At 31.2% G+C, this 24,396-nt stretch carries 27 protein-coding genes and 1 riboswitch; of the genes, 26 read left to right on the forward strand and 1 reads right to left on the reverse strand.

All coding sequences use genetic code 11. From position 1 onward, the window contains the following. The first annotated feature begins 54 nt into the window (after positions 1-54). From ISP02_RS06070 to gcvPB, 25 genes are all read left to right on the forward strand, one after another. The gene (locus tag ISP02_RS06070) at positions 55-744 is read left to right on the forward strand and encodes a tRNA (adenine(22)-N(1))-methyltransferase (protein WP_195720691.1); all 690 of its coding nucleotides are present in this window, start codon (positions 55-57) and stop codon (positions 742-744) included. Next, entirely contained in the window at positions 734-1,837 is a 1,104-nt protein-coding gene (locus ISP02_RS06075) for a Nif3-like dinuclear metal center hexameric protein (RefSeq protein ID WP_195720692.1), read from the forward strand. The genes ISP02_RS06070 and ISP02_RS06075 overlap by 11 nt, the downstream gene beginning before the upstream one ends. An 83-nt stretch (positions 1,838-1,920) precedes the next feature. After that, positions 1,921-3,264, forward strand: a complete 1,344-nt coding sequence (locus ISP02_RS06080; RefSeq protein WP_195720693.1) for a DEAD/DEAH box helicase — start codon at positions 1,921-1,923, stop codon at positions 3,262-3,264. A gap of 9 nt (positions 3,265-3,273) precedes the next feature. Then, positions 3,274-4,164 carry a deoxyribonuclease IV gene (locus ISP02_RS06085; protein WP_195720694.1) on the forward strand — a complete coding sequence of 297 codons (891 nt, stop codon included), beginning with the start codon at positions 3,274-3,276 and terminating at the stop codon, positions 4,162-4,164. Positions 4,165-4,311: 147 nt separating this feature from the next. Beyond that, on the forward strand, positions 4,312-5,088 hold the full coding sequence (locus ISP02_RS06090) for a metal ABC transporter ATP-binding protein (protein ID WP_195720695.1): 777 nt from the start codon (positions 4,312-4,314) through the stop codon (positions 5,086-5,088). Then, the gene (locus ISP02_RS06095; RefSeq protein WP_195720696.1) at positions 5,081-5,941 is read left to right on the forward strand and encodes a metal ABC transporter permease; all 861 of its coding nucleotides are present in this window, start codon (positions 5,081-5,083) and stop codon (positions 5,939-5,941) included. Before ISP02_RS06090 ends, ISP02_RS06095 begins: the two co-directional genes overlap by 8 nt. Beyond that, positions 5,931-6,338, forward strand: coding sequence for a Fur family transcriptional regulator (locus ISP02_RS06100; RefSeq protein ID WP_195720697.1), 408 nt, complete (start codon positions 5,931-5,933; stop codon positions 6,336-6,338). Before ISP02_RS06095 ends, ISP02_RS06100 begins: the two co-directional genes overlap by 11 nt. A 310-nt stretch (positions 6,339-6,648) precedes the next feature. After that, entirely contained in the window at positions 6,649-7,248 is a 600-nt protein-coding gene (locus ISP02_RS06105; RefSeq protein WP_195720698.1) for a superoxide dismutase, read from the forward strand. A 120-nt stretch (positions 7,249-7,368) separates the two neighbouring features. Beyond that, positions 7,369-9,417: a peptidoglycan D,D-transpeptidase FtsI family protein gene (locus ISP02_RS06110; RefSeq protein ID WP_195720699.1), complete on the forward strand. Its 2,049-nt coding sequence runs from the start codon at positions 7,369-7,371 to the stop codon at positions 9,415-9,417. A gap of 140 nt (positions 9,418-9,557) precedes the next feature. Further along, positions 9,558-9,707 carry a 50S ribosomal protein L33 gene (rpmG, locus tag ISP02_RS06115; protein WP_002483181.1) on the forward strand — a complete coding sequence of 50 codons (150 nt, stop codon included), beginning with the start codon at positions 9,558-9,560 and terminating at the stop codon, positions 9,705-9,707. Positions 9,708-9,832: 125 nt separating this feature from the next. Continuing rightward, entirely contained in the window at positions 9,833-10,369 is a 537-nt protein-coding gene (locus ISP02_RS06120) for a 5-formyltetrahydrofolate cyclo-ligase (protein ID WP_195720700.1), read from the forward strand. A gap of 14 nt (positions 10,370-10,383) precedes the next feature. Beyond that, positions 10,384-11,826: a rhomboid family intramembrane serine protease gene (locus ISP02_RS06125; RefSeq protein ID WP_195720701.1), complete on the forward strand. Its 1,443-nt coding sequence runs from the start codon at positions 10,384-10,386 to the stop codon at positions 11,824-11,826. Beyond that, on the forward strand, positions 11,827-12,027 hold the full coding sequence (locus tag ISP02_RS06130) for a YqgQ family protein (RefSeq protein WP_195720702.1): 201 nt from the start codon (positions 11,827-11,829) through the stop codon (positions 12,025-12,027). Beyond that, positions 12,028-13,014 (forward strand): glucokinase, encoded by a 987-nt coding sequence (locus ISP02_RS06135; RefSeq protein WP_195720703.1) that lies wholly within the window; start codon positions 12,028-12,030, stop codon positions 13,012-13,014. Further along, positions 13,014-13,352 carry an MTH1187 family thiamine-binding protein gene (locus ISP02_RS06140; protein ID WP_195720704.1) on the forward strand — a complete coding sequence of 113 codons (339 nt, stop codon included), beginning with the start codon at positions 13,014-13,016 and terminating at the stop codon, positions 13,350-13,352. Before ISP02_RS06135 ends, ISP02_RS06140 begins: the two co-directional genes overlap by 1 nt. Beyond that, a complete protein-coding gene (locus tag ISP02_RS06145) occupies positions 13,339-13,962 on the forward strand; it encodes an MBL fold metallo-hydrolase (RefSeq protein ID WP_195720705.1) in 624 nt (207 codons plus the stop codon). Before ISP02_RS06140 ends, ISP02_RS06145 begins: the two co-directional genes overlap by 14 nt. A gap of 48 nt (positions 13,963-14,010) precedes the next feature. Beyond that, on the forward strand, positions 14,011-14,985 hold the full coding sequence (comGA, locus tag ISP02_RS06150; protein ID WP_195720706.1) for a competence type IV pilus ATPase ComGA: 975 nt from the start codon (positions 14,011-14,013) through the stop codon (positions 14,983-14,985). Beyond that, positions 14,957-16,024 carry a competence type IV pilus assembly protein ComGB gene (comGB, locus tag ISP02_RS13125; protein ID WP_195720707.1) on the forward strand — a complete coding sequence of 356 codons (1,068 nt, stop codon included), beginning with the start codon at positions 14,957-14,959 and terminating at the stop codon, positions 16,022-16,024. Before comGA ends, comGB begins: the two co-directional genes overlap by 29 nt. A 13-nt stretch (positions 16,025-16,037) precedes the next feature. Next, the gene (gene comGC, locus ISP02_RS06160; protein WP_195720708.1) at positions 16,038-16,346 is read left to right on the forward strand and encodes a competence type IV pilus major pilin ComGC; all 309 of its coding nucleotides are present in this window, start codon (positions 16,038-16,040) and stop codon (positions 16,344-16,346) included. Further along, positions 16,279-16,767 carry a competence type IV pilus minor pilin ComGD gene (gene comGD, locus ISP02_RS06165; protein WP_195720709.1) on the forward strand — a complete coding sequence of 163 codons (489 nt, stop codon included), beginning with the start codon at positions 16,279-16,281 and terminating at the stop codon, positions 16,765-16,767. Before comGC ends, comGD begins: the two co-directional genes overlap by 68 nt. A 281-nt stretch (positions 16,768-17,048) precedes the next feature. Next, complete coding sequence (locus ISP02_RS06170) at positions 17,049-17,444, forward strand: competence type IV pilus minor pilin ComGF (RefSeq protein WP_408020129.1); 396 nt, start codon at positions 17,049-17,051, stop codon at positions 17,442-17,444. A 167-nt stretch (positions 17,445-17,611) separates the two neighbouring features. Continuing rightward, on the forward strand, positions 17,612-18,124 hold the full coding sequence (locus ISP02_RS06175; RefSeq protein WP_195720711.1) for a shikimate kinase: 513 nt from the start codon (positions 17,612-17,614) through the stop codon (positions 18,122-18,124). Continuing rightward, positions 18,121-18,213, forward strand: a riboswitch (glycine riboswitch). It overlaps the preceding gene by 4 nt. A 76-nt stretch (positions 18,214-18,289) precedes the next feature. Then, positions 18,290-19,381 (forward strand): glycine cleavage system aminomethyltransferase GcvT, encoded by a 1,092-nt coding sequence (gene gcvT, locus ISP02_RS06180; RefSeq protein WP_195720712.1) that lies wholly within the window; start codon positions 18,290-18,292, stop codon positions 19,379-19,381. Positions 19,382-19,399: 18 nt separating this feature from the next. After that, positions 19,400-20,752 carry an aminomethyl-transferring glycine dehydrogenase subunit GcvPA gene (gene gcvPA / locus ISP02_RS06185; RefSeq protein ID WP_195720713.1) on the forward strand — a complete coding sequence of 451 codons (1,353 nt, stop codon included), beginning with the start codon at positions 19,400-19,402 and terminating at the stop codon, positions 20,750-20,752. Continuing rightward, the gene (gcvPB, locus tag ISP02_RS06190; RefSeq protein WP_195720714.1) at positions 20,739-22,214 is read left to right on the forward strand and encodes an aminomethyl-transferring glycine dehydrogenase subunit GcvPB; all 1,476 of its coding nucleotides are present in this window, start codon (positions 20,739-20,741) and stop codon (positions 22,212-22,214) included. The genes gcvPA and gcvPB overlap by 14 nt, the downstream gene beginning before the upstream one ends. Positions 22,215-22,874: 660 nt before the next feature. On the opposite strand, the gene ISP02_RS06195 is transcribed toward gcvPB, so the two are convergent. Beyond that, positions 22,875-23,261 carry a rhodanese-like domain-containing protein gene (locus ISP02_RS06195; protein WP_195720715.1) on the reverse strand — a complete coding sequence of 129 codons (387 nt, stop codon included), beginning with the start codon at positions 23,259-23,261 and terminating at the stop codon, positions 22,875-22,877. Between the two features lie 148 nt (positions 23,262-23,409). Here ISP02_RS06195 and ISP02_RS06200 point away from each other — a divergent pair, with 148 nt between their 5' ends. After that, positions 23,410-24,240 (forward strand): lipoate--protein ligase family protein, encoded by an 831-nt coding sequence (locus ISP02_RS06200; protein ID WP_195720716.1) that lies wholly within the window; start codon positions 23,410-23,412, stop codon positions 24,238-24,240. Positions 24,241-24,396: the final 156 nt, after the last annotated feature.

Below are 24,396 nucleotides of genomic sequence, written 5' to 3' on the forward strand. Positions count from 1 at the left end.
TTGTACAACTACGTGCAAAAGAGCTTTTTTCACATTAATTAGAGGAGTACAGTAATGATCACAATAAATAAACGATTACAAAAGGTTAGTGAATTTATTAAAGGCGAGTACATGGCTGATATTGGATCAGATCACGCTTATCTACCTATATATGCAGTTTCAAATAAACTTATAAGTAAAGCTATAGCAGGTGAAGTCATAAAGGGACCATTTGAGGCTTCTGAGCAAAACGTAAATGTACACCAATTAAATGATGTAATATCAGTTAAACTTGGAGATGGTTTATCAGTTTTGCCAGAGAACAATGACATAGACACTATTACTATTTGCGGTATGGGTGGCCCACTCATTGCTAAAATATTAGCAGAAGGGCGCAACAAATTAACAAATTATCCTAGATTGATTTTGCAAAGTAATATACAATCATATCCGATTAGGCTATGGCTAGAACAATTTGGATACACGATAACTAACGAAGAGATATTAGAAGAAAAAAAGCATATTTACGAAATTATTGTCGCTGATAAACTTAATTATGATATGGTACTAACTGAACAAGAACGCAAATTCGGACCGCAATTAATTCAAAATAAGAATAAATATTTTATAAAAAAATGGACTCGTGAATTGCAAGCATTAAAAACGATTGCACAGCAACTTGATGCTTCTACACACCAGTCTAGATTAAAAGAGGTCGAACAGGAAATCATACTAATAAAAGAGGTGCTTGGACATGAAAATTAATACACTTTTAAACATTATTAATAAACATGTTCCATTAGATACTGCAGAGGAATGGGATAATGTTGGATTATTAATAGGTGATAAAGAAAGTGAAGTTACCGGCATACTAACTACTTTAGATTGTACGAATGACGTAGTAGAAGAAGCCATCGCTCTTAACTACAATACAATTATTAGTCACCATCCATTGATATTCAAAGGCGTGAATAATATAGTCGAGAACGATGGTTATGGTGCTATTATTCGTAAGTTAATTAAAAGCAATATTAATTTAATTGCTTTACATACTAATTTAGATGTCTATAAATATGGTGTGAATAAAATGCTTGCCGATAAAATTGGATTGTCAAATTTATCTTTCTTGAACGAAGAAACACACGCATATTATAAAGTACAATTCTTTGTTCCTGAAGAGCACAAAGAATTGTTAAAAGGCAAACTTAGTGAACACGGATTAGCCACTGAAGGAGATTACGAACACTGCTTTTTCGAAAGTAAAGGCACAGGCAACTTTAAACCTGTGACGGGTGCTAAACCGTTTATCGGCAATATGGATGAAATTGAAGCAATTAAGGAATGTAAAGTCGAATTTATGATTAAAGCTAATCAAAAATCATTAGCGCAACAATTAATCGAACAATATCACCCATACGAAACGCCAGTCTATGACTTTATATCTATGACTAAAGTTGCTGATTATGGTTTAGGCATGATTGGTGAGTTAGATAAACCATTAACAGCTAAAGACTTTGCGGAATCGGTTAAAACAAGTTTGTCTATACCAAGCGTCCGTTTTACTGGTGACATAGAAAGTACAGTTAAACATGTAGCGATAATAGGTGGTTCGGGAATTGGATTTGAATATAAAGCAAATGCAAGCGGTGCCGATATTTTTATTACCGGGGACGTTAAACATCATGACGCCTTAGATGCGAAAACAAATGCAATAAACATATTAGATATTAATCATTACAGTGAATACGTAATGAAAGAGGGTTTGTTGGATCTATTACATGCTTGGTTAAAATGCAAAGACATAACTTTTAACATCAAAGCCTCAACTATTAATACTAATCCTTTCCAATATATATAATATGTTAACAACTAACAAACTTATTCAAATTTAATGACAGTTGTTTTATAATGAATAAGATGAACTATAAGGAGGGCCAAAACGTGGCTAACCATCCATTTGAAAATTTTAATTTAGACACAGAATTAATCACAGCAATAAAAGATTTAAACTTTAACAAACCGACTGAAATCCAAAGTCGAGTGATTCCTAAAATTATTAAAGGAACAAGTATTATCGGACAATCTCAAACAGGTACGGGTAAATCTCATGCTTTCTTATTACCATTGATGCAGCGCATCGATAGTTCTATTAATGAACCTCAAGCAATTATCGTAGCTCCTACACGTGAATTAGCACAACAATTATTCGATGCAGCAAGCCATCTCACTAAATTTAAAGAAAATATATCTGTTAAATTATTTATTGGTGGTACAGATATTGAAAAAGATCGACAACGTGCCAAAAAGCAACCTCATTTAGTTATAGGTACGCCAACTAGAATTAATGATTTAGCTAAAAACGGAGAGTTGCATGCTCATCTAGCATCATATTTAGTTATTGATGAAGCCGACTTAATGATTGATTTAGGTTTAATTGAAGAAGTAGATTTAATTGCGGCACGTTTAGATGAGGAAGCAAGAATTGCAGTATTTAGTGCGACAATTCCAAAATCTTTACATCCATTTTTAAACAAATATTTAGAGCAACCGGAATTTATCGAAATAGAAAAGCCATCACAAAATAAAGAAAACATTGAATTTTACCTAATACCTACAAAAAGTGAAGATAAAGTTGAAAAAACTTTAAAATTAATGAATGTTATACATCCATATTTAGGTATTGTTTTTTGTAATAGTCGTGATAGCGCAAATGATTTGGCTAAACAAATTAATGAAGCTGGCGTTAAAGTTGGTATGATTCATGGTGGCTTAACACCACGTGAAAGAAAGCAACAAATGAAACGTATTAGAAATCTAGAATTTCAATATGTTATCGCTAGTGATTTAGCTTCAAGAGGTATCGACATACCTGGTGTGAGCCATGTAATTAACTTTGATGTGCCGAATGAAATTGACTTCTTCACACATCGTGTTGGTCGTACAGGGCGTGGTCAATATCACGGTGTGGCCATTACATTATACAGTCCAGATGAAGAAGAAAATATTGCGTTAATTGAAGAACGTGGTTATACATTTAACGACGTTGATATTAAAGACGATGAACTTAAAGCTATTAAGGCACACAATAAACGTAAAGTAAGAAAGAAACAAGATAACCAATTAACAAATCAAATTAAAAATAAAGTTAAACGAAACAATAAAAATAAAGTTAAACCTGGCTACAAAAAGAAATTTAAACAAGAGGTCGAAAACTTAAAACGTCAAGAGCGCAAACAATATAGTAAGCGTCAAAATAGACTAGCCCGTAAAAATAAAAAAGGATAGGTGATTGTTATGTTACTAGGCTCTCATGTTTCAATGAGTGGTAAAAAGATGTTAGAAGGTTCAGCAGAAGAAGCACATAAATTTGGTGAATCAACTTTCATGATTTATACCGGTGCCCCTCAAAATACGCGTAGAAAACCTATAGAAGATTTGAATATTACTAAAGGACATGAAGCTATGGAGAACTATGGTCTATCAAATATAGTTGTACATGCACCTTACATTATTAATATAGCTAACACTGAGAAACCACATGTTTTTAACTTAGGCGTTGAATTTTTACAAAATGAAATCGAGCGCACTGAAGCTATTGGGGCAAAAGACATCGTCTTACATCCTGGTTCGCATGTAGGTGCCGGTGCAGAAGTTGGCATTAAAAAAATAATAGAAGGTTTAAATGAAGTGTTAACACAAGATAATGATGTCAGAATCGCTTTAGAAACAATGGCGGGTAAAGGTTCGGAAATTGGACGTAGCTTTGAAGAATTAGCTCAAATCATCGATGGCGTGCACAATAATGAACGCCTGTCAGTTTGTTTTGACACTTGTCATACTAATGACGCTGGTTACAACGTAAAAGAAGATTTTGACGGTGTAATTAATGAATTCGATAAGATAATTGGTATCGATAGAATTAAAGTTTTACATGTTAATGATAGTAAAAATCCAATCGGTGCACACAAAGACCGCCATGAAAATATCGGCTTTGGTCATATTGGTTTTGACGCATTAAATTATGTAATTCATCATGAAACATTTAAAGAAATCCCTAAAATTTTAGAAACACCTTATGTAGGCGAAGATAAAAAAAACAAGAAACCGCCATATAAATATGAAATTGACATGATAAAGAATCAACAATTTGATCCCAATTTAAAAGAAAAGATTTTACAACAGTAATATTAATAAAATTAAGGTAATCGTACTAACTAGTAATAAGATAAATGTTTAATTACTAAGTGTGCGGTTACCTTTTGTAGTTAAGTCGTAAACATTACTATTTACATAATGGTTCTCACATTGTATAGTATTAGTCGAGGTGAAATCATGACTACGCCAGTATTCGAATTAAAAAATTTAAATTATGCTTTCGATAATAAGAAAGTCCTCGATAATATTAATATTAAAATTAGTCGAGGTGAGTTTTTAGCTGTTGTTGGACCAAATGGTGCAGGGAAATCAACATTGCTAAAATTAATTTTAGGTCTTTTGCCTCTGCAAAGTGGCAAAATTTTTGTGGATGGTAAAGATTATAAAGGGAAACAATCAATGTTAAAAATTAGTTATGTATCGCAAAAGGCACTCGCATTTAAATCAGGTTTTCCTGCTAGTGTAAAAGAGGTCGTCCTTAGCGGTCTAACGAAGCGCAAAAAATTAATGCGCTGGTTCAATCGTAATGATGAACAAAAAGTTAATACAGTTTTAAAACGATTAAATATCGAACATTTAAGCAGTGCAAATATTGCTGAATTATCAGGTGGTCAACAACAAAGAATACTTATTGCCAGAGCCTTAATAAGTAATCCTACAGTTTTAATACTCGATGAGCCCACTAATGGTATTGATGCAAAACATGTTAATGATTTTTACAATACTTTAAACCAATTAAAAGAAGAAGGCGTAACAATCATTTTAGTAACACATGATATTGGTGTAGTTGCTGATACTGCGACTGAAGTAGCATGTCTAAATAAACACTTGCATTTCCACGGTTCTACCGAAGAATTTAAATCCTTAGACGAAGTACAAATTTCAAAAATCTATGGACACCCTATTAAATTCGTAGACCATCAACATGATAGGGAGTGTTGTACAAATGATTGATGCGTTATTGAATTTTGATTTTATGAGATATTCATTGTTAAGTGGTTTATTAGTTGGTTTTATTGCTCCACTTATAGGTGCTTTTATAGTAGTTAGAAGGTTATCTCTAATAGCAGATGCATTAAGCCATGTGACACTTGGAGGCATCTCATTTGGTATGTTTTTAATAACAGTATTACCAGTATTAACATTTATAAATCCTATGTGGTGTGGTATTTTATTTGCCATCATTGGTGCTCTATTAATTGAAAAACTTAGAACATCGTATAGTAATTACCAAGAAATTGCGATACCTATTATTATGAGCGCAGGTATAGCATTAAGTGCTATATTTATCTCGTTAGCAGATGGTTTTAATCAAGAAATAGTAGGATTATTATTTGGTTCTATTAGTGCAGTTTCACTAAGTGATTTATTAACAATTGTAGCAATCGTAGCTATTGTCTTACTTTTTGTTTTAGCCTTTTACAAAGAATTATTTATCTTATCTTTTGATGAAGAATATAGTAAAGTCATTGGCATCCCAAAATGGATACAGTTTTTATTTATAGCAATTGTAGCTATGGTAATATCTGCATCTATGCGCGTAGTTGGTATACTTTTAGTTAGTGCGTTAATAACTTTGCCTGTAGCCATTTCTATGAGAGTTACAAAAGGTTTTAAACAACTTATATTATTTAGTATAATTATTGGTGAATTAGCCGTTGTAATCGGGTTAATTTTAGCATTTTATATTAACATATCTCCTGGTGGGGTTATCGTTGTTTTATTAGTGTTGATGTTAGCTTGCACAATGCTGTATCAAAAACTAAACCTTCGACATAAAAAAGGAGTTGAAGCAGATGAAAACTGAAGAAGCTATTCAAATTCTTAAACAAGATGGTCATAAGTATACAGATAAACGTCGTGACATGCTGAATATTTTTGTAGAAGAAGATAAATATATTAATGCAAAGCATGTACAACATCAAATGGATACAAACTATCCAGGCATTTCATTTGATACTATTTATAGGAATCTGCATTTATTCAAAGAATTAAATATTATAGAAGGTACTGAACTAGATGGTGAAATGAAATTCAGAATTGCTTGTACTGATCATCACCATCATCATTTTATATGTGAATGTTGTGGTGATACAAAAGTAATTGAATTTTGTCCTATGGATGCCATCCAAAAAAAACTGCCTAATGTAGAAATAAACACACATAAATTAGAAGTATATGGCATTTGTGAAAAATGTTTATAACTATAATATGGAACTGGTTTTCTATAAATATAGAAGACCAGTTCTTTTTTTAGGATGTAATTATTAACTAATCGTAATAAAATGCCCTTTATTAAAATTGTATATATAGTCCATTGGTCTGAATTACTGTCAAACATACATTTTATAAAGTTAATATGTTTAAAAATCCCCAATTTGAGATATAATATAAGAGTAACAAAGATGACAATTTATTAATTACATGTCTGATTAAAATGATAAGCATTTTAATTGTTGTCATATATAATAATTGTTATGCTTTATTTAACATTAATTAGGAGGATGATTATTTATGGCTTTTGAATTACCAAATTTACCTTATGAGTTTGATGCGTTAGAACCACACATCGATAAAGAAACGATGGAAATTCACCATGATAAACACCATAACACTTATGTAACAAAATTAAACGCAGCAATTGAAGAAACTGACTTAGAATCTAAGTCAATCGAAGAAATTATTGCAAATTTAGACAGCGTTCCTGAAAACATTCAAACAGCTGTTCGTAATAATGGTGGGGGACATATAAACCACTCATTATTCTGGGAATTATTAACTCCTAACTCTGAAGAAAAAGGTACTGTAGTTGATAAGATTAAAGAACAATGGGGTTCTTTAGATGCCTTTAAAGAAGAATTTGCTGACAAAGCTGCAGGACGTTTCGGTTCAGGTTGGGCATGGTTAGTAGTTAATAACGGTAACTTAGAAATCGTCACTACACCTAATCAAGACAATCCATTAACTGAAGGCAAAACACCTATCTTAGGTTTAGATGTTTGGGAACACGCATATTACCTTAAATATCAAAACAAACGTCCAGATTACATTAGTGCATTCTGGAACGTAGTTAACTGGGAAAAAGTTGACGAATTATACAATGCAGCTAAATAATTTTATTTAGTTTATGGCAGCCTTTATAGAGGCTGTCATTTTTTTTATTAAAATTATAGAAAAATAAAGTAATTTAATATATCATTTGAAGAGAGAACTATTGAATAGAGGTAGGTTGATTTGTTAAAACGTTTAAAAGAAAAGTCAAATGATGAAAAGATAAGAAATACTATGAATAAAAGGGTTAGCTTTGTTTTTGGGCTAATTGTTTTTATTTTTGCTATTATTGTACTGCGATTAGGTTATTTGCAAATTGCCCAAGGTTCTCATTATAAACAGCAAATTAAAAATAGTGAAAATATAACTGTTAATGAGTCAGTGCCTAGGGGTAGAATACTTGATAGAAATGGTAAAGTCATTGTAGATAATGCATCAAAGATGGCAATTACATATACACGCGGTAAAAAAACATCACAAGCTGAAGTTTTAACTACTGCGCGCAAGTTATCTCAACTTATTCACATGGATACTGATCAAGTTACTGATAGAGATAAACAGGATTATTGGATTCAAAAGCACCCCAATAAATCTAAATCTATGATGAAGCATGAGCAAAGTCTATTAAATGATGGCAGTATTTCACAAGAACAATATGACAATACTTTACATAAAAAAATAACATCAAAACAATTGAATAGTTTATCAGACAAAGATTTACAAGTCCTTGCTATATATCGTGAGATGATGTCTGGTTCAACATTAAACCCACAAATCATTAAAAATGATAACGTCACGAAAAAAGAATATGCTGCCGTGTCACAAAAGTTAAAGCAATTACCTGGCGTAAACACTAGTACTGATTGGGATAGAAAATATCCTTATGGAGATACTTTGAGAGGCGTATTAGGTGATGTATCGACTTCTAAAGAAGGTATTCCAAAAGAGTTAACAGATAAATATTTATCAAAAGGTTATTCTCGTAATGATCGTGTAGGAAAATCTTATCTAGAATATCAATATGAAGACATTCTCAAAGGTAAAAAAAAGGAAATGAAATATACTACTGATAAGTCAGGAGATATTATAAATTCTAAAGTTGTTAATCCTGGTTCTCGTGGGGATGACTTAGTATTAAGTATTGATATCGATTTACAACGTAAAACTGAGAAATATCTTAAAGAACAAATTAGTAAATTACGTAGTCAAGGCGCTAATAATATGGATAATGCCTTAATGGTCGTGCAAAATCCTAATAATGGTGATATTTTAGCGATGGTAGGTAAACAAATTCATAAAGATGGTAGTATGACCGATTATGATATAGGGACATTTACTTCCCAATATGCTGTTGGGTCATCAGTTAAGGGTGGAACGTTATTAGCTGGTTACCAAAATAATGCTATCAAAGTTGGCGAAAAAATGGTCGATGAACCATTGAAATTTGCTGGCGGATTACAAAAACATTCATACTTTAACCAAAATGGTAAAGTTACGATTGACGATAAACAAGCTTTAATGCATTCATCAAACGTTTATATGTTTAAAACTGCATTAAAAATAGCAGGCCATCCATATTTACCAAATATGAACTTACCATCAGACATTACTGAGGCCGGTCAAAAATTGCGTAAAGGGTTAAATCAAGTTGGTCTTGGCGTTAAGACAGGTATCGATTTACCAAATGAAACTAGTGGTCAGATTGAACCTTTAAATAACAATCCTGGTAATTACCTTGACTTAGCGATTGGACAATATGATACTTATACGCCAATGCAATTGTCACAATATGTATCTACAATTGCTAATAACGGTTATAGAATTCAACCACATATTGGTTTAGAAATTAGAAATGCAACAAATCAAGATACATTAGGACCTGTTAAGCAAAAAATTAAAGGCAATGTATTAAATAAAGTTAATAACACCAATGAACAAATGAATGAAGTTCAAAAAGGTTTCAAGATGGTATTTAACGAAACACCAGGTACTGGTTATGAAAGTTTCCATAATACGGATGTGCCTTCTGCAGGTAAAACTGGTACAGCCGAAGTATTCCAAGATGGAAAACCAAGAGTAAATTCAACTTACATCGGCTATGCACCAATTGAGAATCCAAAATTAGCGTTCTCGATAGTCTATACTAATCAACCGGTGCCAGAACCATGGTTAAACGGCGGAGATGTTGGCAAAAATATAATAAACGACTATTTTAAAAATAAAGATAAATAATGGTGGAAACGGTAAATACTAATCATTTATTATTTGAAGAGCGATATCAAGCAATTTATTTAAAAATAAATACTTTTCAATTTTTCAAGTAAGTGGTATGATAAATAGGTCGTATTTTGAAAAGGTAAGGAGGAATTAGCATGCGCGTAAACGTAACATTAGCTTGCACAGAATGTGGAGAAAGAAACTACATTACAACTAAAAATAAACGTACTAATCCTGAACGAATCGAAATGAAAAAACACTGTGCTCGTGATAACAAACACACAATGCACCGTGAAACAAAATAATTCGTCTAAAAACTAGGTTCTTATGAACCTAGTTTTTTATTTTCAATGAAAAAGTATCAGTTAAATGACATTATAATTAAGAAACGTTATAATATTGTCAGTATAGTAACGAAGAGGGTGAGCATTTGACTAAAGTTAAAATGAGAAAACAGATGCTTAATAAAATGAAATCATTTTCAGGCACTAACAAACAATTAGCTGATGATTCTTTAGCTAGACAATTATATGAAACAACTTTTTATCAAGAAGCACAAAAGGTAGGTATTGTTTTATCAATGCCTCATGAAGTAAATACATACAAAATAATTAAACATATGTTTGAAGATAAAAAACAAGTTTTTGTTCCTGAAACAAACTACGAACTTCATTCTATGATATTTAAAGAAATTACTGATTTAGCCACTATTGAATTAGATAGTAAAGGTATTAATCATGTGATTGCCGATAATCAAACTACAGAGAATTTAGATTTATTAATTGTACCTGGCATTATATTTAATCAGCACGGATATCGAATTGGTTATGGTGGAGGGTATTTCGATAAATACCTAGCTAACCATAAACAAGATACGATTAGCTTGATTTATGATTTTCAAATTGATGCTTTCGAGATAGAAGGCCATGATCAACCAGTAGACGCAATAATAATCGCTACAACTTAATAATGGAGGCAAAAATGGTTACAGAAAAGCATTTTTGGAAATGCAGTTATTTTTGGATTAAATATTTTAATTTTGAGTTAGTTCATAACGATGAAGACAACTATGAATTATGGTTAGCTCATCGTAAAAAAAATGAGCTAGTAATTTTTAATTATGACATAAAGTCTTCTCAAGAGATAAGGTTTACTAAAGATAAAATTAAAGAACATAAACAAGATGTTACTGAACTTCTATCTTTTGAGCCTAAAAAAGTTACTTTCTATTTTATTACGGATCATAAATTTACCGATGAACAATTAAATGAAACTGGTAAAACAAATTATGTCATCAAGGTTATCAGAAACGAGCAGGCACTTGAACGTATATTACCTAATTTATTTGTCAAAACTTTATTTAAGCAAGATAATAATAAACATACATTATCCTATTACAAAAAACGTGTTTTAAACAACAATCCGATTGAAAAGCATATGTTAAGATTTGCACCCGTTACATATACTTTGATTATAATTAATGTCATCATATGGTTATCGATGATTTTGTTTTTCAATCACTTTACTCAGTTAAGTTTATTAGATGCTGGTGGTTTAGTTCACTTCAATGTTATTCATGGTGAATGGTATCGTTTAATTACCTCGATATTTTTACATTATAATTTCGAACATATTTTAATGAATATGCTGAGTCTATTTATTTTTGGTAAAATAGTAGAATCTATTATAGGACACTGGCGCATGCTTGTAATATATTTGTTTGCAGGAATTTTTGCTAATTTTGCTTCTTTATCCTTTAATATTACAACTGTGTCTGCAGGTGCAAGTGGAGCCATATTTGGTTTAATTGGTGCACTATTTGCATTTATGTATATTAGTAAAAGGTTTAATAAAAAATTAATTGGTCAATTACTCATTGTGTTAGCTATTTTAATTGGGCTTTCTTTATTTATGAGTAATATTAATGTTTATGCGCATGTAGGTGGTTTAATAGGTGGTTTCCTTATTTGTTTGTTAGGTCATTATTTTACCTTTGATAAGAATAAATTTTGGGTAGTGCTGGTTATTGTTTTAATGCTTTTCGTAGCTGCACAAATTCGCATATTTACTATCAAAGAGGATAATATTTACAATACAATTATTACTAATGAAATGAAACAAGGTAATTACAAAGAAGCACAAACCATGGTAAAGCAAACAATTAAAAAAAATTATGCTGATGATGAAACATATTATTTGAATGGTTTGATAACAGCGACACTTAATTCTAGAGCTGAAGGTATAGCGGATTGGGAACGTGGATTGAGATATTATCCTCACTCAGGTATATTAAATTATGAACTTGCCATCGCTAATCGCGCTTTAGATGATAAAGATAAAGCACGAAAATACGCACGAAAAGCACTTAAGGCCGATCCACATAATCACGATTACTTAAATTTAACAAAAGAGTTGAAAGATTAAATGAGACAAAATCTTAATAACTTTTATGATGTTTTACAATTGTTAAAAAAATACGGTTTTATTGTTTATTTTAAAGATAAAGATGATATGTATGAAATGATTGAGCAAGAAATTTCTCAATTATTCCATTATGAATTAATATCAAAAGACGATTATATTAAATGTAAATTAATTATAAAGCAGAGAAGGATGAATAGATAAATGAAGAAAATCATATTAGCTGCAGATGTTGGTGGAACCACTTGTAAGTTAGGTTTGTTCGATGAAAATTTAGAAAGATTGGAAAAATGGTCAATCGAAACTGATACAACAGATTCAACTGGTTATACATTACTTAAAGGTGTCTACGATTCATTTGAAGAGAAAGTTAATGCTTTTGGCTATACTTTTAATGATGTCATAGGTGTTGGTATCGGTGTACCAGGACCAGTAGAATTTAAAACTGGTATAGTTAATGGTGCAGTTAACTTGTATTGGAAAAACAATGTAAACGTTAGAGAAATTTTCAAACAGTTTGTGTCTTGTCCAGTTTATGTTGATAATGATGCAAATGTTGCAGCACTTGGCGAAAAACATAAAGGTGCCGGTAAAGGTTCAGATGATGTAGTGGCTATTACTTTAGGTACTGGACTTGGTGGCGGTATTATTTCAAACGGTGAAATAGTGCACGGTCACAATGGATCAGGAGCAGAAATTGGTCATTTTAGAGTAGATCACGATCAAAGATTTAAATGTAATTGTGGCAAGTCTGGTTGTGTTGAAACAGTAGCTTCTGCAACTGGAGTCGTTAATTTAGTTAATTTTTACTATCCTAAACTAACATTCAAATCATCAATTTTAGAGTTAATTAAAACAAATAATGTCACAGCTAAAGCTGTGTTTAATGCTGCAAAAGCTGGCGATCAATTCTGTATCTTTATTACAGAGAGAGTAGCTAATTATATCGCTTACCTATGTAGTATAATTAGTGTTACAAGCAATCCTAAATACATCGTATTAGGCGGAGGAATGTCTACAGCTGGCTTAATACTAATTGAAAATATTAAAACCGAATATTATAATCTAACATTTTCACCTGCACAGCAAGATACTGAAATTGTTCAAGCAGAATTAGGTAATGATGCAGGAATTACAGGTGCTGCAGGTTTAATCTATACTTATGTATTAGAGAAGGAAGGTATTAAATAATGGCAATTGTTGACGTTGTAATAATCCCAGTAGGTACAGAAGGTCCAAGCGTTAGTAAATATATAGCAGAAATACAAACAAAATTAAAAGAATACAAACAAGCCGGAAAAATAGACTACCAACTTACACCAATGAATACTTTAATTGAAGGTGATTTAGCAGACTTATTAGAAGTTGTTCAAGTTATTCATGAATTACCATTTAATGAAGGTCTAGATAGAGTTTGTACTAACATTAGAATAGATGATAGACGTGATAAATCTAGAAAAATGAGAGACAAACTTACTTCTGTCGAAAAGCATCTAAATCATAGTGGTGATAGTAATGAAAATATCTAGCTTAACACTAGGTCCAGTAGAGACTAATTGTTATTTCATTGAGAATAATCACGGGATAATCATAATTGATCCTGCAGGTGAAAGTGGCGAGATTATTAAAAAAGTTAACCAACTAAATAAACCAGTTAAAGCGGTATTATTAACTCATGCTCATTTTGACCATATAGCTGCATTAGATGATATTATAGATAAATATCAAGTATCTGTGTATATGAGTAACATTGAGTTTGACTTTTTACAAAATACAGAAAAAAATGGCTCAGCAAAATTTAAACAATTAGGTTTACCTGAAGTAATAAGTGAAGCTAAGCCAATATCTTTAGAAGAAGGTAAAGTTAGTATCGAAGGGTTTGATTTTGAAATTTTACACACGCCTGGTCATTCTCCTGGTAGTTTAACTTTTGTTTTTGAACAATTCGCAATTGTTGGAGACACATTATTTAATCAAGGCATCGGTCGTACAGATTTATATATGGGAGATTATGAAACGCTAGTCGACTCTATACAAGATAAGTTATTCAATTTAGAAGGCGATTTACCTTTATTCCCAGGACATGGGCCATATACAACTGTTGACGATGAACAATTTAATCCATTTTTACATGGCTAGAAGTAATTTAGTCACCTCTTACGTATATATTAGTAGGAGGTGACTTTTTTGAAATTATTGTTCAATGAAATACTTAATAAAGCTATTAATAAAAATAGTTCTGATATCCATTTTATACCTACTGATAATAAGGTTTGTATTAAATTACGCATACAGGACGAATTAATTCATGAACAAGCAATAACTAAAAATTTATATATAAAGCTATTAACCTTTATGAAATATCAAGCCAATTTGGATGTCTCAACGAGTCACAAAGCTCAAAGTGGCAGATATGTTTATAAACGTAAAGAATTATATTATCTTCGTATTTCTACACTCCCGTTATCACTTGGTTTGGAAAGTTGTGTTATTAGAATCGTTCCTCACTATTTTGATCCACAACAACAACCTTTAAACTTCTCTTATTTATATAATTTAATGAATAAAAAGCAAGGCTTACTATTATTCACTGGGCCGACAGGTTCTGGCAAAAGTACGAGTATGTATCATATGTCGATGTATGCTAAAGAACAATTGAATTTAAATGTTATTACAATTGAAGATCCAGTTGAACGTATTATTAATGGGATTACACAAATTTCAGTTAACGAAAAAGCAGGAATAAACTATCACAATTCTTTTAAAGCTATTTTACGCTGTGATCCTGATGTAATACTAATTGGTGAAATTAGAAATGAACTAATTGCTAAGCAAGTTATACATGCCAGTTTAAGTGGTCATTTAGTATTAACAACTATGCATGCTAATAATTGCAAAGGAACCTTATTGCGTTTACTAGAAATGGATGTTACAAAACAAGAACTAACTCAATCTGTGCTCAATATTACTAATCAACGTTTAGTCACATCTAATGATAATCAAAGATTTTTAATCGCTGAGAATATGTCCAATGCAGATATTCATTATTTCTTTGAACACAATTATAAGTTACCTGAAGATTTTCAAAGCTTACCAAAAGAATTAAAATCTCTAACCGAAGAGGGGGTAATTTGTGAAGAAACTTACCAAAAATATATTTAAAAAATATCCAAGTAAAATCATTTCTAAGCAAGAACAAATTGAATTTATTAGTAGATTAAATGATTTATTAACTCATGGTTTTACAGTATCAGAGGCATTTAAGCTTTTAATACAGCAAACAACTTTCAGAAGAGACACTATAAAAGAACACATTTTAGCAACGATATCTTCTGGTGCAAATTGTAATCAAATATTAAAATCATTACGTTTTCCACAATCAGTAGTTATGTTTATTTACTTTGCGGAACTTTTTGGAGATTTGTCAATTTGTTTAGTTCATGTACAAACATATTTAGAAAGAAATTATCATGCAAAAAGGATGTTACTTAAAACTATACAATACCCAATAGTTTTAATATCTATCTTTATGATCATGCTAGTTACAATGAATTATACTATTATTCCTCAATTCAATGAGCTCTTTAAAACAATGGACGTTAAACTCTCACCATTGCAACAATTTATGAGTCTCTTCATAACAGTACTACCTAAAATAATATTATATAGTGTGACCTTCATATCTATCCTAATTATTATTTTTTGGTCGATATATCAACGATTAACAATTCCACAACAAATTAAATTCATGACATTTATACCTATAATTAACCATTACTTCAGACTCTTCAAAACATATAGACTTGCTTCAGAATTGTCATTATTTTATCGCCATGGCGTTACTTTACAAAATATAGTTAAGCTCTATGAAATGCAAAATGATGATCGCTATTTGAAATTTCTAGCTGCACACATTGCTCGAGGAACACAACAAGGTGATAAACTAGGTACAATATTATCAAAGTTATCTTGTTATCAATCAGACCTAATTACATTTATTACACAAGGAGAACAAAGCGGTAAATTAGGTTTAGAATTACAATTTTATAGCGCTATAATCAGAACTAAAATTGAACAACGTATGAAACGTCAAATTCAAATAATCCAGCCTTTAACTTTTAGTATTTTAGCTTTCTTAATAATAGCACTCTATTTAGTAATAATGCTTCCAATGTTCGAATTAATTCAAACTATCAAGTAATAGGAGGAACGTTATGAAAAAAATTAAACATTTAAAAGCATTTACTTTAATTGAAATGCTTTTAGTATTACTCATTATTAGCTTACTATTAGTATTAATCATCCCAAACATTTCAAAACAATCTAAACATATTCAATCAACTGGGTGTAAAGCACAATTAAAGTTAGTGGATAGTCAAATCCAAGCTTATACTTTGAAATTCGGTCAGTCACCAGACAATATAGATAATTTAGTGTCAGAAGGTTTTATTAAAGATGAACAAAAATCATGCAAAAACGGGCAAACAATATCTATTACTAATGGTGAGGCTGTTGCTAGTTAAACCGGCATTTTCTTATTTGGAAGTAATTATTGTAATGATTATTCTAACTACGATGCTGCATTTACAATTTAATAATAAAATTCATTCAACATCATTTAATTCAACTGAAAGTAAAATTAAAATATTAATTTCAGAGTTTCAATATTTGAAATCTAAAGCCATTAAAGAAGAACAATCGGTGATATTAATTTTTAAACCACATACGAATACTATAAAAATAATTGATTCGCACAGAAATAACTATCAGCCTTTAGTTATAAAAAATGGTATTGTGCATCCATATACAAATTTAAAATATATTGCTTTCGATAAACATGGCCATAACCATCAATTTGGATCACTTTATATTACATTGGATAATACAATGTATAAAATAATATTTCATATTGAAAAGGGAAGAATGCGATATGAAAAAATTTAATGCTTCCGTTCTACTTGATAGTCTATTCTCTTTTATTATGATAAGCATCTTATGCATCACTTTAATTCCTCTTATAACTCTCACTAACAAGACACTACAAGATCAACAAAATGATTTAGAACTTAAAAGTGTATTATTAAGCCAACTTATAAGAACTGATACTCTACCTGACATTACTCACTTAAATTATTACGTAATAACAAGACATAACAATAAAATTTGTATCAAAAAGGAGAATAATAAAACAATATGTTATCAACAAAAAAGTTAATGCATTCACTATGATAGAAATGATGTTTTCACTTTTAATAATGTTAGTGATAATCCAATTAGTGCCACTATTGTTAAAAACATTACTTTTATATAATTCAACTATGACTAGTATTGCTGATATAGAGCTAGCGTTTTTTCTAAAAGATTTAATTACTGATTACAATGACACGAAAGATGTAACAGTGTTAACAGATAATGCGATTAAATTTCACAAAGATAACACGACATATCATTACAAATTTAAAAATAACAAGATAATTAAAGCAGTTAACAATAAAGGCAATATTACTATGTTAAATAATGTAACAAAATTCAAAGTTACTACTTTAATAAATAAAAATATAATGATAAATATTACTGTACAAGACCAAGGTGAGACAATTGAGAAAACATTACATCTTTAAAGTCAAAGCTTATTTGTATCCTTTTGTAATGAGCTTTTTTATGCTATATTTATTTCTAATATCATATTATATGATACATTATGGCTTAAAGTTGAAGACGCTATCTAATATTAACGAATATTATGATAAACAAATTCATAAACACGTAGTAGAGGAAGATTAATTTAATGGACAGTAGTATAACACCGATAGTATTAATTGGCTTTATGGGTACTGGTAAAACTACCATAGGACAATACATGGCTAAATCAAATCATCTTTCCTTTGTAGATTTAGATCATTATATCGTTCAACAAGAAAAACTTACGATACCTGAAATTTTTAATTCAATTGGTGAAGCAGGTTTTCGTCAATTAGAAGCTAAATACTTACAAGAATGTTTATCCCGTTATGATATTATATCGACGGGTGGTGGTATTATTGAAGGAGACGCATCATATCAAACATTAAAAAATGTTAGTAACGTCATTTGGTTAGATTGTGATATAAATATATTGTATGAACGTATTAAAAATGACCATAATAGACCTAATGCTAGTAATAAAACACTTTCATCACTAAATGACTTGTATTTATCTAGAGTTTCAAGATATAATGAAATCGCATTCATTAAAGTTGCTAGTGATATGACTTTAAGTGAATTACAAACCACAATAATAGAACGCATAACATGCGATTGATCAGTGTTGGAGAGAATGACATAAGTTTTTGTCATCGCCGAAGGTGCAAGTTTAACGAAACTCTCAGGCAAAAGGATAACACTGTGACGCATTCCTGGATGAAGAAACAGGGTAGCTTTAATTAGCTATCCTGTTTTTTAATATAAAAAATTAGGAGGTAGCATAATGACGAATGACCTAAAAAAAACACCCCTTTATCAAACTTTCGTTGATAACGACGCAAAGATAGTAGAGTTTGGCGGATGGGCTATGCCTGTACAATTTTCAAGCATTAAAGAAGAGCATATCGCAGTAAGAACTGGCGTGGGAATTTTTGACGTAAGTCATATGGGAGAAATATTAATTACAGGTAGTGAAAGTGCTCAGTTCATACAATATATGCTTTCAAATGATACTAATTTAATAACTACAGAAAAAGCACAATATACTGCTTTATGTAATGAAAATGGTGGCATTATCGACGATTTAATCACTTATAAACTTGATCAAGACACTTTTTTATTAGTAGTTAATGCAGCAAATACAGATAAAGATTTTAACTGGATTAAATCGAATAGTAGTAATTTTAACGTTGAAGTTGAAAATGTATCAGACCAATATGGACAATTAGCTATTCAAGGGCCTAAAGCAAGAAAATTAATTCAACAAGATGTTGATTTTGATCTTTCGTCAATGAAACCATTTGATGTAGTTCATAGTGTTTCATATTTAGGGAAAACGATTATGCTTTCTCAATCAGGTTATACTGGAGAAGATGGCTTTGAAATTTATTGTAAAGCTGAAGATTGTGTCGCTTTATGGAATCACTTTATTAAACACGGGGTAACGCCTTGTGGTCTTGGATCTAGGGATACACTACGTTTAGAGGCAGGTTTACCACTTCATGGCCAAGACTTGAGTGAGACTATTACACCATATGAAGGTGGTATTGCTTTTGCTGCGAAACCACTTATCGAACCTGATTTTATTGGCAAATCTGTTTTAAAAGAGCAAAAAGAGAATGGCGCTAAAAGAAGGACTATCGGCATTGAAATTATAGATAAAGGTATACCACGTACTGGTTATGAAGTATTAGATATTGAGGGTAGTCGTATTGGCGAAGTTACTTCAGGCACTCAATCGCCAAAAAGTGGTAAATCGATAGGTTTAGCAATTATTGATAGAGATCAATTTGAACTAGACAAAGAAATTTTAATTCAAATTCGAAAACGTCAAGTTAAAGCTAAGATTGTGAAAAAAAATCAAATTACTAAATAACTTAAAGGGGTGTCAACAGTGAGTCATCGTTATATTCCATTAACCCAGCAAGATAAACAAGAAATGTTAGATGTAATAGGTGCCAAATCAATAGATGAACTTTTTGGAGATGTGCCAAAGGATATATTATTGAATGGAGAATTAAATATTGACGACGGGGAATCAGAAACCTCTCTATATAAAAAGTTAAATAATATCGCTAAAAAGAATATTACCAAAGAAACACATACTTCATTCTTAGGGGCAGGCGTTTATGATCATTATGCTCCCGCTGTAGTAGATGCTATGATCTCAAGATCAGAATTTTACACTGCGTATACACCTTATCAACCTGAAATTTCACAAGGGGAATTACAAGCTATTTTTGAATTCCAAACTTTAATCTGTGAACTAACTGGCATGGATATTGCTAACTCTTCCATGTATGATGGTATGACTAGTTTTGCAGAGGCTTGTATTTTAGCATTTAGCCAAACTAAAAAGAATAAAGTTGTAGTCTCTAAAGGATTACATTATCAAGCGTTACAAGTATTAAAAACTTATATTAAAACTCGTGCCGAATTCGAATTAGTCGAAGTTGATTTAGACGGTACAGTTACTGATTTGACTATACTAGAGGAAGCAATTGATGATAATACAGCTGCCGTTGCCATTCAATATCCAAACTTTTATGGTTCTATTGAAGACTTAGAAAAAATTCAATCATTTATAAATGATAAAAAAGCATTATTCATTGTATATACAAATCCTATTTCTCTTGGTTTATTAACGCCTCCTGGAAGTTTTGGTGCTGATATTGTGGTTGGTGACACACAACCTTTCGGTATCCCAGCACAATTTGGCGGACCACATTGTGGATTCTTTGCCACTACTAAAAAACTAATGCGTAAAACACCAGGACGTTTAGTAGGGCAAACTGAGGATGAGGATGGTAATCGTGGCTTCGTACTAACATTACAAGCACGTGAACAACATATTAGACGTGATAAAGCTACATCAAATATTTGTTCGAACCAAGCTCTTAACGCATTAGCATCTTCTATTTGTATGTCAGCTCTAGGAAAACAAGGCTTGCAAGATATTGCTTTAAGAAACTTTGAAAATGCTAATTATGCTAAAGAGCAATTTAAGTCTCAAGGTTTCACAGTATTAGAAGGTACCTCATTTAATGAGTTTGTCGTTAAATTTGACCAACCTATTTCTGATATAAACGCTGCATTAGTTGAAGAAGGTTTTATTGGGGGCTTCGATTTAAAAGAAGTTGATGATAATTTAGATCAACATATGTTGGTAGCAGTTACTGAATTAAGAACAAAGGCTGAGATAGATAGTTTTGTTAAGAAAGCAGGTGAAATCAATGGTAGTAAATAAATCTACACCACTAATTTTTGAACGTTCTAAAAAGGATAGATACGCTTATACATTACCCAAAAAAGAAATACAAAGCAATGCTGTTGAACAATTACTCGATGATAAATTTATTCGAAAAGATAAAGCAGAATTCCCTGAAATATCTGAATTAGATTTAGTACGCCATTATACCGAGTTATCTAATAAAAACTTTGGTGTAGATTCAGGATTCTATCCTCTTGGTTCTTGTACAATGAAATATAATCCAAAAATCAATGAAAAAGTAGCACGTATTCCTGGATTAGCAGAATCCCATCCGTTACAAGATGAATCACAAGTACAAGGTTCATTAGAAATTATTTATAATTTACAAGAAGAGTTAAAAGAAATTACTGGCATGGATGAAGTTACTTTACAACCTGCAGCTGGTGCACATGGTGAATGGACTGCGCTAATGATTTTCAAAGCATATCACTTAAAAAATAATGAAGGGCATAGAGATGAAGTCATAGTACCTGACTCAGCACATGGTACAAACCCAGCTTCTGCAGCATTTGCCGGTTTCAAAGCTGTAACAGTTAAATCTAATGAACGTGGTGAAGTGGATGTAGAAGATTTAAAACGTGTCGTAAACGACAATACTGCTGCAATTATGCTAACAAACCCAAATACGTTAGGTATTTTTGAAAAAAACATTATTGAGATTAGAAACATCGTACATGAAGCAGGTGGTTTATTGTATTATGATGGTGCTAACTTAAACGCTATTATGGATAAAGTAAGACCTGGAGATATGGGCTTTGACGCAGTACATTTAAACTTACACAAAACATTTACTGGACCACATGGTGGCGGTGGGCCAGGATCAGGACCTATAGGTGTTAAAAAAGAATTAGCTAGCTTCTTACCAAAACCAATGGTAATAAAAGAAAATAATACATTCAAATATGATAATGACATTGAAAATTCTATCGGTCGCGTTAAACCATTCTATGGTAACTTCGGTATATATTTAAGAGCTTATACTTATATTCGTACAATGGGGAATATTGGCTTAAAAGAAGTTTCAGAAGCTGCAGTGTTAAATGCAAACTATATTAAAGCACGTTTAAGTAAACATTTTGAAATTCCTTACGATCAATATTGTAAACATGAGTTCGTATTAAGTGGTTCTAAACAAAAAGAACATGGTGTGCGTACTTTAGATATGGCTAAACGGTTGCTTGATTTTGGAGTACACCCACCTACAATTTACTTCCCATTAAATGTTGATGAAGGTATGATGATCGAACCAACAGAAACAGAGTCTAAAGAAACACTAGATTATTTCTGTGACTCGATGATTCACATAGCGGAAGAGGTTGAAAACAACCCAGATATAGTCTTAGAAGCACCACATACTACTATCATAGATCGTTTAGACGAAACTAAAGCTGCACGTAAACCTGAGCTTAAATTTAAACGCTTAGCAGAAGAAAAGTAAGTTCAACAGAATCAAACTAAATTATATTAGTTACCTGGATAAAAGTTAAATCAGTAGATTACAATTAATCTACGTTAATTTAGCGATCTCTATTAATTTAAAATAGAGATCGCTATTTGCTATTGCATAAAAGAGTCCAGTAATATTTTGATCAATAAAATTTATTAAATGATGGAAAATACATTTATTTTGAGCGACATTACTTGAATAGGGCATCTGATATATCTATATAATTGATATCTTTTGTCATAAGCTCTCGTATTTAGCAAGAAGTATGTGATTTTAACTAGTTTAATAAAGATAAGGACATTTATTTTACATATTAGTAATACCTGCAACTAAGAAGCAAATACAAGTAGTGTAAATAAAAGTGGACATTATAGGTTACACATAAAAATAATTCTTTAAGATAATGAATCAATTATTACGGGACGTAAAGCAACTTCTGTGTGACATTTATTCAAAGCGTTGTCGTAATTGTTTAAGCAAACAAGATAAGGTCAAGACTTTACTCTGATGCCACTCTCAAAGATTGTAAACCAATCATCATTTATTTAGTTAAATTAAAAAAAGAGACTGAGTTATCATTCAATATCTCAGTCTCGAATAAGGTATCATCATAATAATACCGCTAATCATTTAAATTTAACCATTATAGGTTTATTTTTTTGATTTTATTTTGCCTGTCCATTTTTTATAGCCGCCTTTAAGCATATAGACGTCAGTGAAGCCATTTTTCTTCAAGATTCTTGCTGCACGATAACTTGCTATTCCATTTGCATCACAAAGGTAAATAGGCTGGTCTTTTCTTAAACCTTGAAATCTTTGTTTAAACATTGTAATAGGAATATTGCGAGCTCCAACAATGTGCCCATATTCGTAATCAACCTTTTCTCTTACATCAATGACTTGAGCTTTTCTTAATCCATCATGAAAATCATTTTGGGTTAATTCAGTAACTGCTCTTTTATTGATTAATTGATTGATTAGCATATAAGCGATGATGATAATTATTAATGCTAAAGCTATAAACCAAAAGTTACTCATCTTGCATCCTCCCTATTTTCTCGATAATATATATTATAAGACTGTTAGAACGATTTATCAAAAGATATTTTTTAAAAAATATTAAAGTTTTGTAACCGATATCATTAAACAGTTTCTATACTTTTAACATATGAATGGAGTTTTTTTAGTGACTGAAACATGGCATTTTATTAATACCGGTAGTAACGACCCATATTACAATATGGCAATGGACGAGGCATTGTTAAATTTTGTATCAAGGGACGAAATTGATCCAGTAATAAGATTTTATACTTGGAATCCAGCTACACTTTCTGTTGGTTATTTCCAAAGGTTAACAAAAGAAATCGACATCGACAAGGTTGAAGAGAAAGGTTATGGATTGATTCGTCGTCAAACTGGTGGCAGAGGCGTATTACACGATAAAGAACTTACGTATAGTGTTATTGTACCTGAGTCTCATCCAAGTATGCCATCGACTATTACTGAGGCATATAGAGTTATATCTGAAGGATTGCTAGAAGGTTTTAAACAGTTAGGATTCGATGCTTATTTTGCAATCCCTCGCTCTAAAGAGGAACGAGAAAAGCTAAAACAACCACGTAGCGCAGTTTGTTTCGATGCACCTAGTTGGTATGAACTAGTTGTAGAAGGCCGTAAAATTGCAGGAAGTGCACAAGTAAGACAAAAAGGAGTTATCCTACAACACGGTTCGTTATTACAAGATGTTAATATCGACGACCTATTCGACATGTTTATCTTTAAAAATGACAGACTTAAAGATAAAATGAAGCAAGCTTTTGTCGATAAAGCAGTGGCTATCAATGATATTTCGGATAGACATATAACCATTGCAGAAATGGAAAAAGCATTTGAAAATGGATTTAAAAAAGGGTTAGACATCGACTTTAAACCTTTAAAGTTAACTGAAGAGCAACAAGATGAGGTTAATGAATTAATTAAAAAATATAAGTCAGACGAATGGAATTATCGTAAATAAATCCTATTAAAGTGTCTAGGTTATATAAATAGCTCTGACTCATAACTAAACGTCAATTACTATCGAAATAATATAGAAATTGATGTTTATTTACGGAATTTTGTAACTTTTGAACTACTATTTAACTCATGTCTAGAATTCAATAGGATAAATCCA

This window comes from Staphylococcus durrellii, assembly GCF_015594545.1.
GTDB classification, from domain to species: Bacteria; Bacillota; Bacilli; order Staphylococcales; family Staphylococcaceae; genus Staphylococcus; species Staphylococcus durrellii.

Excerpts from the sequence above, each read along its gene's own strand:
- ISP02_RS06070 (WP_195720691.1), top strand. The coding sequence starts at position 55 with ATGATCACAATAAATAAACGATTACAAAAGGTTAGTGAATTTATTAAA.
- ISP02_RS06075 (WP_195720692.1), top strand. The coding sequence starts at position 734 with ATGAAAATTAATACACTTTTAAACATTATTAATAAACATGTTCCATTA.
- ISP02_RS06085 (WP_195720694.1), top strand. The coding sequence starts at position 3,274 with ATGTTACTAGGCTCTCATGTTTCAATGAGTGGTAAAAAGATGTTAGAA.
- ISP02_RS06090 (WP_195720695.1), top strand. The coding sequence starts at position 4,312 with ATGACTACGCCAGTATTCGAATTAAAAAATTTAAATTATGCTTTCGAT.
- ISP02_RS06095 (WP_195720696.1), top strand. The coding sequence starts at position 5,081 with ATGATTGATGCGTTATTGAATTTTGATTTTATGAGATATTCATTGTTA.
- ISP02_RS06100 (WP_195720697.1), top strand. The coding sequence starts at position 5,931 with ATGAAAACTGAAGAAGCTATTCAAATTCTTAAACAAGATGGTCATAAG.
- ISP02_RS06105 (WP_195720698.1), top strand. The coding sequence starts at position 6,649 with ATGGCTTTTGAATTACCAAATTTACCTTATGAGTTTGATGCGTTAGAA.
- rpmG (WP_002483181.1), top strand. The coding sequence starts at position 9,558 with ATGCGCGTAAACGTAACATTAGCTTGCACAGAATGTGGAGAAAGAAAC.
- ISP02_RS06125 (WP_195720701.1), top strand. The coding sequence starts at position 10,384 with ATGGTTACAGAAAAGCATTTTTGGAAATGCAGTTATTTTTGGATTAAA.
- ISP02_RS06130 (WP_195720702.1), top strand. The coding sequence starts at position 11,827 with ATGAGACAAAATCTTAATAACTTTTATGATGTTTTACAATTGTTAAAA.
- ISP02_RS06135 (WP_195720703.1), top strand. The coding sequence starts at position 12,028 with ATGAAGAAAATCATATTAGCTGCAGATGTTGGTGGAACCACTTGTAAG.
- ISP02_RS06140 (WP_195720704.1), top strand. The coding sequence starts at position 13,014 with ATGGCAATTGTTGACGTTGTAATAATCCCAGTAGGTACAGAAGGTCCA.
- ISP02_RS06145 (WP_195720705.1), top strand. The coding sequence starts at position 13,339 with ATGAAAATATCTAGCTTAACACTAGGTCCAGTAGAGACTAATTGTTAT.
- comGC (WP_195720708.1), top strand. The coding sequence starts at position 16,038 with ATGAAAAAAATTAAACATTTAAAAGCATTTACTTTAATTGAAATGCTT.
- comGD (WP_195720709.1), top strand. The coding sequence starts at position 16,279 with ATGAACAAAAATCATGCAAAAACGGGCAAACAATATCTATTACTAATG.
- ISP02_RS06170 (WP_408020129.1), top strand. The coding sequence starts at position 17,049 with ATGATAGAAATGATGTTTTCACTTTTAATAATGTTAGTGATAATCCAA.
- ISP02_RS06175 (WP_195720711.1), top strand. The coding sequence starts at position 17,612 with ATGGACAGTAGTATAACACCGATAGTATTAATTGGCTTTATGGGTACT.
- gcvT (WP_195720712.1), top strand. The coding sequence starts at position 18,290 with ATGACGAATGACCTAAAAAAAACACCCCTTTATCAAACTTTCGTTGAT.
- gcvPB (WP_195720714.1), top strand. The coding sequence starts at position 20,739 with ATGGTAGTAAATAAATCTACACCACTAATTTTTGAACGTTCTAAAAAG.
- ISP02_RS06195 (WP_195720715.1), bottom strand. The coding sequence starts at position 23,261 with ATGAGTAACTTTTGGTTTATAGCTTTAGCATTAATAATTATCATCATC.